Genomic DNA, 14,294 nt, shown 5'->3' with positions numbered 1-14,294 from the left:
ATCCTTGTTCTCTGAGTACTTTATAATTATTGTTTTGTTTGAATGATGAGGATAAGGGAAAGGAGATGGTGCAGATGCTAACAGTAGATACCTTTGTTGGTATATTGGGACTAGTAATCTCATGTATTAGCTTTGGTTTTGTTATAGCTAAAATGAGCATAAAAAAATAACCGCCCTTATTGTAATCTGAAGAAAGCGGTTATTTTTTTATAATCGTCCAGAGAACTAACCGTCTATCGGTAGCACCTCTAAGAAAATAATATCAGACAATCATATATGTGTCAATGGGTATTATTTGCTGATGGGGCAGGCAGTATTGCTTGCTCCGTCGGGGGGTAAGAAAATAGAATAAGTGATTAATTAGAAGTATATGGATGTGATGAGAATGAAGTCGGTGTAGAGCCGGCTTTTTATTTTGATATAATTATTGACACTTGACACTGCGTAGATGTTGTAATATTATAGACATACGGGTGTTACCCTAAACGGTAGGCGGTTAGTCCCACTTTACTAGAGGATGTTCTCCTTTAGGTTATATAAATCTTATTAGCGTAAGCTGATAGGAAATATAATAACGAAAGGGGGAATGCGTATGACTATAGATACTTTAATATGTGTCTTAAGTTTTATGCTGACTTGCATAGGATTTGGCATCATGTTAGCTAATATGAACGCAAAAAAATAACCGCCCCCGTCCAATGGTGCGGTTATTTTTTATAACCAAAATTCGGACTAACCGTCTATCGGTAGCACCTCTATAAAAATAATATCAAACAATTATATATGTGTCAATGGGTATTATTTGCTGATGGAGCAGGCAGTTTGCCTGCTTCGTCGGGGGGCTAAAATTGGAAATATGAAAGAATGTAGTTAATTAATGTAATGGGGACATTAGAGAATTGCTAGTATAGTGTTATTGAAGTCGGCATAGAGCTGGCTTTTTTTATGTGAAAAAATATGTGTTAATTTCAACACTTTCTTATTACAATTTTTTGACAACTTTTGATTTTTTATCTGATATCATATAGTTGTGGTTGAGATAAACAACGACAAACAAAAAAATAAAATATAAATATAAACGATATGGAGGATTTGAAAATGAAAAAAACAGTTAATGAAGGAAAAGGTATTGTATTAGGAATGGCAGCATTAATGCTTGCAGGAACAGTATTTGCTGGAGGAGCAACAAGTGTTGAGGCAAAGACAAATGGAGCTAACAAAGCAACAAAAAAGAGTAGCTCATATGTGAGAATTTTTGATGATGAATATAAAGAAGATGATGTAGTTAACATTGGTGAATATACATTTGCAGTAGATGGAACTAAGGTGATGTTAAAGAGTAAGGATGCTAAGGAATATGAACAAACAGATATAGATACAACTGCAGTAACGAATGGTAAGGTTGTATATTTTACAAAGGGACTTAAACTTAAGAAACTTACGCTTAGGACAATGAAGATTAAGAATGTTGCATCTATTAAGAGAACAAAGAAAAATGATAAGAATACTCCGGATTGCGCATATATTTCTAGTGCATATGGTAATCAGATTTTTGTAACAAGAAATAGCTGGGGCTCATGGAAAGAAGATACGTTTTCATATAATATGAAGAGTGGAAAAGTAAAGAAATTATTTAAGGGCGAAATTGTAAATGCTGATGGAAAATATGTGGTTGTTTATAAGGATTTTGGAAGTGATGTTCATACAAGTCGATATGATATTTATAAAGTATCTAAGAATAAAATTAAGAAGGTTAAGAGATTAGCTAAAAAAGGTTTATTCTTCGGAGAAATTAAGGGTAAGTTATATTATGCTGAGTATACAAATGATTCTTTTGAAAAAGGTGTATTCTATAGATGTGATGTTGATGGAAAGAATATTGAGGAATTAGCAGTTGTAGATGATATCTTAAGTGATGTTACAGAACATAGTTATATGCTTGGTATGAAGAAAATTAAATATTAAAAATATAAGCGGGACTTTGGCAAAGTTAAAGTTCCGCTTTATTAGGGATATATTATTTTATTTTTGAGAGTATTGTATAGTATAATATAATATACAGTAAGATCATAAATTAGAGGTTGATGAAAATGAATAAAATAAGCATCAGAGTTGTGTTGCTTTTTGAAATGTTATGGATATGTTTTATAGTTTTTTTTATAAATACATATACGAATAAAAGTACAAAAAATATTAAAGAAGAGGCTATTGGTAATCTTGAGGATTATAGAGAAGATAGCATTAATCCAGGTAGCATATCTTATGACGAGATAGAAAAATTAAGATTTTACGTGGGACAAACCAGTTATTCTTATGATGATACACAGGATAATGCAGCCGATTTGACAGAGAAAGAAATAGAGGATCGTTTAAAATACATAGAAGAACATCCAGATGAGGAATTTGAACCTAGAGATTACTGGAATAAAACATATCCAGAATATAGGTTGGTTAGAGCTGCAATTAAAGAATATGATTCAATTATAAAAAAGGGTAAAATCCTTAAAAAGAAATCGGAAATAAAGAAGTTTTATGAGGAAGTAAACAAAAGGGATCCAAGAAAAATAGAAGTCGATGGAAAAACATTTTATATTGATAAATATATGGATCCTTATAATATGGAATATGATTTAGAAGAGAAGCATATACATAGTTATTTTATAAATTATATTAATGTAACAGCTCGTGTTAATTCTATTGAAAGAACACGAAGAGCGATTATACTTGCTGCAATAATAGTAGCAGTAATTGGTTTGTTCTTTGGAATGTTCGTCGGTTCGTATATTGGAAAAACGGATAAATCTCAAAGAAGCTTTTTTGAAAACGCATCCCATGAACTTAAGACTCCACTTGCTAAACTTAGATGTTATTCAGATGTGTTAAAAGATGGAGATGCGGAAAAATTAAAAGAAAGCGGTGCTTATATTTCAAAACAAACAGATAAAATGACAAAGCTTGTTGAAGATGTATTATGTGTCGCAAGAATTGAAAGTGGCGTTATTACTCTTGATAAGGAAGATGTTGATATTTCAGAAATAATCCAGGATTGTTTGATGCCATTTGAAAATGTTATTAGAAAGAAAGAACTTGATATAGATCTTAATGTTGAAGAAACAATAGTTCAAGTGGATATCAAACAATTTGAAAGAGCGCTTAATAACATATATGAATATGCTTGTGATAAGGCAAAGAGTGAAATCAGTATAGAAAACAATGATAAAATCATTAACATAGATTTTGACATGGATAATATTTCAGATAATGATATTAAACATATATTTGACAGATTTTACACCAAGGACGGTTCAAGCACAGGTGTTATTCTTTCAGTTGTTAAGGATATTATCAATTATCATGCTTATAAAATTGATGCAAAAAAAACAGCAAATGGAATGAAATTTGTTATAGATTTTAGAGGGTAATATGAAGAAAACAGGTTTGAAAATAACTATTTTTATAGAGATCATACTTATATTGGCAACGGTGTTACTCATATTTATATATGATTCTATAAATATAAAAGATTTAACAAAAACAGCAAATGATGTAATAGAAGATTATTACGAGAGATTTGTAGTAGGGGGCATTAGAGATGCTGTACCATTCTTTGATACATCATATCAGTCAAAAGTAATAGCATATAAAGTAGAGAGTGACGATAAGATATTAAAAGATCTTGATAGTCTAAATCAGAAAAAAATAGATAAGCACAATAAAGCAATAAAGTATCTTCAGGAAGATTATAAATATTGGCAAGAATATTGGCAGAATTATGATTATTACAAAACATTAAATGGATTTGTAAATGATTATAAAGATGAAATAGATGAGATGAAATCCACAAAAAATGATAATGAATATAAGGCATTTGCTGAAAAAATGGGAGGTTTGGAAGCAAGAGTCGTTAGAGTGGGTAAAAATCATTATGTTGTAAAAGGATATAAACCCTATTATAAAGAAGAAATGTCATTTGGATTGTCTCCTGAAGAGGTAAAAGAAAGTAACGCAGAAAAAGGCATGTGTTTTTGCTATGTAGATCTTACATCGGATTTTGCATTTATTGACGGGATAAATAAGATTATTATATTTACTGCTATAATTTTAGGTTTGATAGCTTTAATTAGTGCAATGATTATAGGAAGAAGAATTGATAAAAATGCAATTGCGCAAAGAAAGTTTTTTGAGAATACATCACATGAACTTAAAACTCCTTTAGCATCTATAAAAGGATATTCAGAAGGTCTTAGAAAAGGTGTAATTGTTGATGGGAGAAAGACAAGTGATATAATATCAAAACAGATAGATAAATTATCGAAATTGATTGATGATATTGTGTCAGTTGCAAAACTTGAAAGTGGTATGACTAAACTTAATAAAGAACAGATTAGTTCTTCAGATTTCATACAGGATTGTATCATGCCTTTTGAAGGAGCAGTAAGGGATAAAAAACTTGAAGTTAATTTAAATCTTGGAGACGGAAGTATTAATATTGATATTGCACAATTTGAACATGCGTTTAATAATATTTTTACCAATGCATTAAAATATGCGCAGAGTAAAATAAACATTTCATGCGATAATAAGAAGATAAGAATATGGAATGATTGTAGGGAAATTTCAGAAGAAGATGTAAGTCATATTTTTGATAGATTTTATATTGGTAAAAATGGTAACACTGGTATTGGGCTTGCACTTGCAAAGGATATCATAAATTATCATGGATTTAAAATTAATGCCAACAGACATGAAAATGGAGTGGAATTTGTAATTAGTATTGGTTAATTTGTGCTTTACTGACACTTGACACAATGTGAATGTCTTGTTATTATGGACACATGGGTGATATCCTAAACGTTTGGCGGTTAGTTTTATGGGTACTTTATAATTAATTCCGTCGGGGGGGGCAATGTTTATTTATAAAAAAAGATATGGGGGTCTATATGAATTACATTATTGAAAATGAAAGAATTTATGCTAAGAACGATGAGGATAAGGTGATATGTGAGATTAATTTTCCACATACATTTGATGGAGTTTCAACTATTACTCACACTTGGACTGATGAGTCATTAAGAGGTCAGGGTATTGCAAGAGAGCTTGTGATGATGGCTGTTGAGGAAATCAAGAAAAAGGGCGATAGGGTTGAGGCTACTTGCTCTTATGCGAAGCATTTGCTAGAAAAGGAGAATTGATGAAAAATATTTACCTAGCTAGTCCGTTATTTAATGATGGAGAGATAAAGAATATTGAAAGAGTTGAAGATATACTAAGAAGTCGAGGCTTTTATGTTTTTAGCCCAAGGGAGCATGAAGTTCGTGAGGGCAATGTCGGTTCTTTAGCGTGGAGTCTTGATACTTTTACTAATGATGTGCGTGGTATTGATGCTTGCGATGTGGTTGTTGCATTATACTATGGTGGTTATAGTGATAGTGGAACTGCCTGGGAGATAGGTTATGCTCATGCTAGTCATAAACCGGTTGTAGTTGTACAGTTAGGTGAGGATTCTAACTTGATGATTCACGAGGGTTGTCATACTAACCTTACAAGCATTGAAGAACTAGAGAGTTATGATTTTGATGCCATGCCTAGGGAAAGATTCTCTGGGAAGATGTTTTAGATAGGATTTTATGATGGAGTGTGTTTCGGCTGATTTGCATTTTGATTAAAGATTGGCCGAAATGCACTTTTTTATTGCTCTAATTTGGATGATATAAGATGTTATTTATGGTATAATAATCAATAAGCGTGATGGCGTTTGTAAGTGCAATCATGTGGCTAAATTGCGAGGATATAGGAGGTATAGTTGATGGCTAATTTAGAAACTAAGGGTGAGAAACTTAAGGGTACTAAGACTGAGAAAAATTTAATGGCCGCATTTGCTGGCGAGTCAGAGGCTAGAAATAAGTATACTTATTTTGCTTCGAAGGCTAAGAAGGATGGCTATGTTCAGATTAGTAAAATTTTTGAAGAAACTGCAGCAAATGAAAAGGAGCATGCGAAACTTTGGTATAAGATTTTAACAGGTATTGGTAGTACTGTTGATAATCTTAATGCAGCTGCAGATGGCGAAGCTTATGAATGGCAGGAGATGTATCCTACATTCGCTAAGGAAGCAAGAGAGGAAGGCTTTGATGACATTGCTGAAATCTTTGAGCAGGTTGCAGCGATTGAGAAGGAGCATGAGGAAAGATATAGAAAGCTTCTTAAGAATATCGAAGATGGTATTGTATTCTCTAGGGATGATGAGAGAATCTGGCAGTGTTCTAACTGTGGACATATTGTAGTTGGCAAGAAGGCACCAGATGAGTGTCCAGTTTGCAATCATCCACAGAGTTATTTTGAAATAAAAGCTGAGAATTTCTAAGGTTTTTATGACCTTTTGAAATATTTTGATTTCCACGAAAAGTTACAAAGTTACAAGGACTATGGCTGTAATTGGCCATAGTCTTTTTTGACTTGACTTTTGTGACGATTTTGCTAAAATATAATTTAGTAAAACATATTTTAGTAAATTATATTTTACTAAAAATTTATAAAGGAGGATGTCTATGTTTATTGGTAGAAAAGATGAATTAAAAGTATTAGAAGATACATACAAAAAGCCAGGATTTCAAATGACAGTTATTTATGGCAGACGAAGAATAGGAAAATCTAGACTTATTGCTGAATTTATTAAAGACAAAAAATCATCTTATTATATGGCTAGTCAGAGTAGTCTTGAAGATAATGTTAAGAGATGGTCAGAACAGTATGTAACAGATATGATGCCCGATATGGAAGGTATATCATTTGCTGATTTAGATAGTTTTTTTAATTTTATAGGAAACAATTGTAAAAAAGAAAAAATAATAATTGCACTAGATGAAATACCGTATATTGCAGAGGCAGATTCGTCGTTTATGTCTAAGTTTCAAGCAGCTATTGACAATGTATTTTCTACTAAAAATATATATTTGATTATATGTGGATCGGCTATTAGTTTTATGGAAAAGGAAATTTTGAGTGAGAAGAGTCCTTTGTTTGGAAGAAGAACAAATCAGATATTTCTTAAACCATTTGATTACATTGAATCTGCACTATTTACGCCAAAGTATAGTTTTGAGGAAAAGGCGATTGTATATGGAGTGACAGGTGGTGTCGCAAAATATTTACAGTTATTTGATGATAAGTTTAGTTTAGATGAAAACTTGATAAACAATTTCTTTAGCCCTTCAGGATATCTTTATGAAGAACCTATGAATCTATTGATGCAAGAGTTTCGTACAGTTAATACTTATAATTCGGTTATTGAAAATTGCGCAAAAGGAGCAAATAAAGTTAATGAAATAGCGGAAAAATCTCATATTTCTACAGCTACATTAACATATACTTTGAAAAATTTAATGACTGTAGGAATTATATCTAAGATTGAACCTATGACAGAGAAAAACAATAGGAAAAAAACTAGTTACGAAATTGTTGATGGGTTGTATAGGTTTTGGTATACTTTTATTCCATCAGCTAGAGCTGCTATAGAAATGAATAAAGGGGACGTATATTATAAAAAAAATGTTAAAAATAAATTACATTTTTTTATGGGGGGTATTTTCGAGGAAATGTGTAGGCGTTATATTTTAAGAGAAGGATTAAATGGAAATTTAAACTGTTTTGTTACGAATGTAGGAAAATGGTGGGGAAATGATAATTTTCATACACCTACAGATATAGATGTCGTGGGTGTTGATGAAGGTGCTAAAAAGGCCGTTATAGGAGAATGTAAATTTAAAAATGAAAGTATCGATAGAGATGTATATGAAGCATTAATGAATAGAAAAGGTTTGATTAATTCAAAGTACGAAGAAGTTCAGTATTTCTTATTTGCATTGAAAGGATTTTCAAAGTGGGTCAAAGAGAATGCTGATCAAGACAAAGTATGTTTATTAACGCTTAAAGATATTTATAAATAAGATAATTGTGATTTGAATAGTAATAATTATAGTGTGAGAAATAGTTGTTTTGGAGAAAATTATGAAAAATATAAATAAGAAGTTTTATGAAATTTTAGTTAGTGTTATTTTGATACTAAGTGTTGTTTTTACAGATGTTGGATTTGGAGTGGTTGGTACCAGTGTTGTTTATGGTGATACAAAAAATGTTGTAGTAAACAACAAGGATAAGAAGAATTCTAAGAAGAAAAAAGTTGTTTATAAGAATGATAATGTTAAAGATAAGGATACAATCTTTATCGATGAGGCTCTTGGTTTTAAGGGATATCATGCGTTAGATACATTAAAGAAGTATTTTGATGCAAATTGGAATAAGGGACTTCATTATAATGGAGCGATTTATCATGGATTAAACTATGGTAATGTTGGAACAAATATTAATTATAATTTTGCAACAAATACGCAGTATAAATATAGAGATAAAGCGGGATATGGATATAATTGTACTGGTGTAGTTACTTCAGTTATGTATTATGCAAGTAAGACTGAAAAATCTATTCCTGAGTTTTACGATAGACTTATAGAAGGTGGAAGCCTTGGTAAAATTTGCAATGGTTTTGTATGGTGGAATTTTATTAATAAGTACAAGGTTAAGAAGTATTGTGCTGGTAGAGTTAGTAATTCTAAGGATACAAATAAAGTTCTTAATAAGGATAAAAGAATTAAGAAAGGTTATATGATTTATTTTTCTCCTACGGTTCGTGGCGGAGATTGTCATCTAGGATTTTATTGGGGAACAGATTCTAAGGGAAATCATATGATGAGACATTCAATATGGAGAGGATTTGAATGGTCGGCAGCATTTCCTGGAGCAAGAGGAACCTATGATTTATATGTAATTCCTTTATCTAATTCTAAGACTGGTATTATAACTAAGACTTTTAATATAAAGATTAATAGACCACTTAGTAATGGTGTTTCACTTAAGGGTGATACATATGATTTTTATGCTAGTAGAAGTAAAAAGAAATTAAAAGGGAAGATAGTTTATAAGAAGGTTAAAGAGAATAAGGATTCTGGAAAGAAATCTAGTAAGAAGAGTTCGAGTAAGAAGTCAAATAAAAAGAAATCAAGCAGTAAGAAATCTTCGAGTAAGAAAAAAGCTAGTAGTAAAAAGAAATCTGAATCAAAGAAAAAGGTTAGTAAGACTGCTAATAGTATGCTGGATGGTGAGGCGATTGTAGTTGATCAGAATATAGATGCTAAGAGTAAGAAGAGTAGTAAGAAAGTTACAAAGAAGAAAAAGAGTAGTAAGAGTAAAAAGACTGATAAGAACAAGGAAAATAAGAAGAACAAGAGCTCTAATAAGAAAACTAAAACTACAAAGAAAACTAAAACTACAAAGAAAACCAAGAAGGTTGAATATAAAACTATCTTACCTATGACTCTAAATTCTAAGGGTGAGTCAACTAGAACTATAAAGATTAGGGTTGATATGGTCTTTAAGAAGGGTAAGATGAAGAATTTTTATATTTCATCAATAGGCGGTAAGGAGTTATCTAAAACCAGAAAGTATAGTAAGTCTTTATGGATGAAGGAACGAAAGAAAAATGTCCCTAAGGGATATAAGTATCAAAAAGCTACTTATTGTTTGAGAGTTGAGAAATATAAACGTAAGAAAGTAAGATTGTGTTTGTATAAGAGTAATACAAATAAGAAAAATTTGATAAAGAAAGTAAAGACTAATTTGACTATATAAGTGAAATAGATATAAAAAATAATTTACTAGAATAAATTATTGACACTTGACACCTGAACATACATTCGATAAAATGTATGTGTGGGGTGTTACCCTATATGGTAGGTGGTTAGTTTCTTCCTGACTTGAGGATTATTCCTTAAAGTTATTTAGATCTTATTGGATTAAATCTAATAGGAAATATATAACGAAAGGAGGAACAGCGTATGCTAACATCGGATAGCTTAATTAACATTTTATGCTTTGCAATAACTTGTATTAGTTTCGGCTATATGCTCAAAGATATAAACGTAAAAAAATAACCACCCCTACTGTTCCATAGGGTGGTTATTTTTACAGCCACATTAAGGAACTAACCATTTACCGGTAGCACCTCTAACTAAATATTATCAGAATTATCGGCTTGTGTCAATGTATGAATTAAGTTAAAATATAAGTGCATATTAAAAGTAATGAAGGGTTTTAAGACGTTATAAAACAAAAAAGAAAAAAATAAAAAGGAGGATGTAATTATGGCTAATCCATATTTACCAAATTGGGAGTACATCCCAGATGGAGAACCTAGAGTATTTGGCGATAGAGTTTATATTTATGGTTCTCACGATAAGGCTGGTTCAGGAGAGTTCTGTGACTGGGTATTAAAATGCTGGAGCGCACCTGTTGATAATCCAAAGGAGTGGGTTTGTCATGGAGATATTTTTAGAACTTATAAGACTAGAGATCACGAGGCTGATACAGATTGGACTGGTCCACAGTCAAGACTTTTTGCTCCAGATGTAGTTGAAAAAGATGGTAAGTATTACCTTTATGCATACATTGCTGAAACTAAGGGTTGTGTTGCTGTTGCTGATAAGCCAGAGGGACCATTTAAGTTTGTATCACAGTATAAGTACAACATTCCTGAGGAAGTATGTAATGGTGGTATTTTTATTGATCCAGGTGTACTTGTTGATGATGATGGAAGAGTATATATTTATTGTGGATATTTAAGATCTTTCCTCGCAGAAGTTAATGGCGATAACATGTATGAGATTTTAGATGGAACATTAAAGGAACATTTCATACCTTGTGAGCCACGTCCAGAGGATGGATTTGATGATGATAAGAAGTGCTTCTTTGAGGCTGCTTCTATGAGAAAAGTTGGCGATACATATTATATGATTTATTCACCTAATGATTGTCCAAAGCTTGCTTATGCAACTTCAGATAGTCCTACAGGTCCATTTAAATATAGAGGTTATATTGTAGATAGTGGTCTTGATTATCCAGGTGGAAATAACCATGGTTCAATTATGAAGGTTGGTGATCAGTGGTATATCTTCTATCACAGAATGACAAATGGAACAATTATGTCAAGAAGAGGGTGTGTTGAGAAGATTGAGATTTTACCAGATGGAACAATCCCTACAGTTCTTCCTACATCACTTGGTTTTGAAGATGCTTTAAAGCCATATCAGATTACACCAGCTGATATTGCATGTGTACTTACTGATGGTGCATATATTACTGAAAAGAATGTATTTAAGCGTGTAATTAGAAATATCACAGCAGAAACAGTTATCGGATATAGATACTTTGATTTCGGTGATGACTTCTACAGTAAGACTATGGATTTCTCAGCTAGTGTTATCGGTATGGGTTGTGATTGCAGACTTAACATTTTCATCGATGGTATTGATGATGAAAACAAGCTTGAATCATGTAAGACAAAGGGTAAGAAGATTGGCTCAGTTACAATTGGTCATGATGATGCCGTTGTAAGTACAGTTGTTGAAGCAGTTACTGGTAAGCATGCAGTTTACTTTACTGTTGAAACGGATTATCCTACAGATTGGATGGGTGATTATTTCAAGGGTAGAAATTTATTCGAACTTGAAAGCTTTGTATTTATGAAGTAAAACAATAGAATATGTTGATATATGAAAAGCAGTTATCGTAACAGGCTGTAAGTGATCTTTATGCAGGTAATGCAAATCAACAATAAGACATAATAAAACCCGTGTAAACTACAAGAGTTTTGTGGACTCCTTAGTTAGCACGGGTTTAATTTTATTTATCTTTACTTGCTCGGCTTAAAATTTCATCAATTTCAGCTTTTGAACTTTTCTTAAATTCCATTTTCATTCCGCTTTTGTCAATGCTTAAATTACTGCCTTTAAAACTATAATTAGCCCCCTCACCACCTATGGTGATTTCTTTGTCATCCCAAGTTCCTTTTGTTTCAGAACCATCAACACTGTAAATTACATTGCCATCTTTTTTTAGTTCAATATATGATACTAATCCAAATCCTTCCTGGGCATTTATCATTTCTTCATCAAGTTTTTGAGAACCGTTAGTGATTGATTTTAATTTATAAATTCCTGCATTTTTTTTATAATCTTTTTTCTTTCCGCATGAACTTAATAAGCACATTGAAAGAACTGCTATTAGACATAGTGAAATGATTTTCTTTATATTTTTCATAGTATTTCTCCTTAATAAAAATTACACTTTCTATATTATATACCAATAATTAGATTAGGGCAAATCAAATTAGCTATTGACGGTTAACAGTGTCTATAATATAATGCAAAAAGGTGCTTTATGCATTAGGAGTGAATTAATTTTATAAGGAGGAATTAAGAATGTTAAAATTCACAAAAGCGCTTAAAAGAACAATGGCGCTAGGATTAATTGCAGTTGTTGGATTGCCAACGAATGCATTTGCTGAGAAATTACCATTTCCAGAGGAGTTAAGCCCACAGGATGCACAGATGGTAGCATACGGCGAGTTGTTAGGAAGAGAGTATTTTGTTGCTCAGGTAAACACAACAATAACTTTTAGGGATGGTGAAGAGGAAACTGTTGGAAACTACTATGCTAAAAGTGAAGGTAAAATCAATGGAGATTGGCAGTACGAATATGCTAGACCTACAGGTAATGGCCAGTTCTTCAACATGCCACCAGAACATCATAGATACATTGATAATTTGAATTATTATGATGTTTATGCATTCAAAAAAGAGGATGGAACATTTGATTTTCAGAAGCGTGATCAGCCTAGTAAGTTTTTAATTAATAATTTATTAGCTTTTGAACCTTACATTGCAGGTGGTGTATGGGATGAAAAGAGCGGCATTGGTTCATGTGATGCAAGTGGTCAGGATGATAGATTTAAGCCACATGGTTGTTATATATATAGATATTCTATGCCAAGTCCATATGGTACGAAAGAAGTAGAGTTCTTCCTTGATAAGAATACAGCCCTTTTGGTTCATGTTAATACGTTTGAGAAGATGACATATGATTATGGCGATGGACATGTAGTAACACAGACAGTAGATAGCAAATACTATTACGATTATCCTGATAAATTAGAGAAACCAGAGTTTTTCAAAGATTACTATCTTGATAAAAAAGATGATTCTAAAAAAGTTGAAACAAAAGTAGAAAACAACGCAGCAAATGCAACTAAGGATAATAAAGAATCAGTTTCTGATAAAGTTACATTCAAAGTTAAAGGTCATAAGATTAAGAATAACAAGCTTACACTTAAGAAGGGTGAGAAAGTTAAACTTAAAGTTTTAAATGCTAACGGACAGAAGGTTACATTTAAGGTAAAAGGCAAAGCTATCAAAGTTACTGAAAAAGGTAAGATTACAGCTAAGAAAAAAGGCAGTGCAAAGCTTATCGTTAAGGTTGGTAGTAAGAAATATACTTTAAAGATTAAGGTTAAGAAATAAGATATATTAAATTAACAAAATGAAAATGGAACAGGTTTACGAACCTGTTCCATTATATTTTTTAGCGCCATGTATCCAGAACTTATAGCTTAAGTAAAAGAAGAACAATCCAATAAGTGGTGATAACCATGATAAAAGTGGAATGCTATCCGGTCTTAAGATTACAAGTGATGGATAATATGCAACAAATGCAATTGGTATTATAAATGTAAAGAAAAATCTAAAGAATGCATTGAAAATATTTGCTGGATATTTTGCAAAATCTTTAAATCTAAACATTATTACCATTACATATCCTGATCCAAGAGTATAAAAGCAAGTTGCAGCAGATGCATTCATAATTGCAATCATAAATAGTGATGCAGCAAATAGGTAGATAGCAAGCTTTATAAGCACCACTGGAGTGACTGGAATATCCAAATGCATCCATGCAAATACAATGGTTCCAATACCAAATGCTAACTGGCCTAAACCTTTAATATCAAATATCTCTGACATAAAGTAGAAGAATATGTTGATAGGTCTAAAACAGTATTTTATAAAATCTCCTGACAAAACTTGGAATCGCAGGTTCCAATTATTATCAAAAAGACATTGTACAGGTGTTAGCGCTACAAGTGAGAAGCCATATAAAAAGAGCATCTCATAATAACTCCATCCATTAATTGATGGAAAGTTTTGGAACAATATATAGAATGAGACAAAACCAACTACATTAGTTAGAACCATACCGAATGTTGATATTATAAAGTCGGCTCTATAACTCATTTTGCTTTTTAAATCTTGGATGAGGATTTTTTTGTATATACTCATATAGAATTTTAAATCTCTTTTTTTCTGAGTAGTATTCATTATTAACCTCCTTCTGTAGTAGAATCATCCACC

The 14,294-nt window shown here is 31.8% G+C and carries 12 protein-coding genes; 10 read left to right on the top strand and 2 right to left on the bottom strand.

Annotation, left to right across the window (positions count from 1 at the left end; translation table 11 throughout):
- Positions 1–1,098: 1,098 nt before the first annotated feature.
- The 9 genes from B5D16_RS03510 to B5D16_RS03470 all read left to right on the top strand — a co-directional run bounded on the left by B5D16_RS03510 (position 1,099) and on the right by B5D16_RS03470 (position 11,582).
- Complete coding sequence (locus B5D16_RS03510; RefSeq protein WP_078765591.1) at positions 1,099–1,965, top strand: hypothetical protein; 867 nt, start codon at positions 1,099–1,101, stop codon at positions 1,963–1,965.
- Positions 1,966–2,090: 125 nt separating this feature from the next.
- Positions 2,091–3,422 (top strand): sensor histidine kinase, encoded by a 1,332-nt coding sequence (locus tag B5D16_RS03505; protein ID WP_159444270.1) that lies wholly within the window; start codon positions 2,091–2,093, stop codon positions 3,420–3,422.
- A 1-nt stretch (position 3,423) separates the two neighbouring features.
- Entirely contained in the window at positions 3,424–4,782 is a 1,359-nt protein-coding gene (locus tag B5D16_RS03500) for a sensor histidine kinase (RefSeq protein ID WP_078765589.1), read from the top strand.
- Positions 4,783–4,940: 158 nt separating this feature from the next.
- On the top strand, positions 4,941–5,192 hold the full coding sequence (locus B5D16_RS03495) for a GNAT family N-acetyltransferase (protein WP_078765588.1): 252 nt from the start codon (positions 4,941–4,943) through the stop codon (positions 5,190–5,192).
- Positions 5,192–5,617, top strand: coding sequence for a nucleoside 2-deoxyribosyltransferase (locus B5D16_RS03490; RefSeq protein WP_078765587.1), 426 nt, complete (start codon positions 5,192–5,194; stop codon positions 5,615–5,617). Before B5D16_RS03495 ends, B5D16_RS03490 begins: the two co-directional genes overlap by 1 nt.
- Positions 5,618–5,806: 189 nt before the next feature.
- On the top strand, positions 5,807–6,364 hold the full coding sequence (gene rbr / locus B5D16_RS03485) for a rubrerythrin (protein ID WP_078765586.1): 558 nt from the start codon (positions 5,807–5,809) through the stop codon (positions 6,362–6,364).
- Positions 6,365–6,548: 184 nt separating this feature from the next.
- A complete protein-coding gene (locus B5D16_RS03480; RefSeq protein ID WP_078765585.1) occupies positions 6,549–7,946 on the top strand; it encodes an ATP-binding protein in 1,398 nt (465 codons plus the stop codon).
- A gap of 61 nt (positions 7,947–8,007) precedes the next feature.
- Positions 8,008–9,684, top strand: a complete 1,677-nt coding sequence (locus B5D16_RS03475; RefSeq protein ID WP_078765584.1) for a hypothetical protein — start codon at positions 8,008–8,010, stop codon at positions 9,682–9,684.
- Between the two features lie 512 nt (positions 9,685–10,196).
- Positions 10,197–11,582: a family 43 glycosylhydrolase gene (locus tag B5D16_RS03470; protein ID WP_078765583.1), complete on the top strand. Its 1,386-nt coding sequence runs from the start codon at positions 10,197–10,199 to the stop codon at positions 11,580–11,582.
- Positions 11,583–11,733: 151 nt separating this feature from the next.
- Here the strand turns inward: B5D16_RS03470 and B5D16_RS03465 are convergent, their stop codons facing one another.
- A complete protein-coding gene (locus B5D16_RS03465; RefSeq protein ID WP_078765582.1) occupies positions 11,734–12,150 on the bottom strand; it encodes a hypothetical protein in 417 nt (138 codons plus the stop codon).
- A gap of 161 nt (positions 12,151–12,311) precedes the next feature.
- Between B5D16_RS03465 and B5D16_RS03460 the strand changes: the two genes are divergently transcribed.
- On the top strand, positions 12,312–13,409 hold the full coding sequence (locus B5D16_RS03460) for an Ig-like domain-containing protein (RefSeq protein ID WP_078765581.1): 1,098 nt from the start codon (positions 12,312–12,314) through the stop codon (positions 13,407–13,409).
- 36 nt (positions 13,410–13,445) lie between these two features.
- Here the strand turns inward: B5D16_RS03460 and B5D16_RS03455 are convergent, their stop codons facing one another.
- Positions 13,446–14,261 carry an ABC transporter permease gene (locus B5D16_RS03455; protein WP_078765580.1) on the bottom strand — a complete coding sequence of 272 codons (816 nt, stop codon included), beginning with the start codon at positions 14,259–14,261 and terminating at the stop codon, positions 13,446–13,448.
- Positions 14,262–14,294: the final 33 nt, after the last annotated feature.

This window comes from Eubacterium uniforme (assembly GCF_900167115.1).
GTDB classification, from domain to species: Bacteria; Bacillota; Clostridia; order Lachnospirales; family Lachnospiraceae; genus Eubacterium_S; species Eubacterium_S uniforme.
This window is presented reverse-complemented; position numbering and strand designations above follow the sequence as displayed.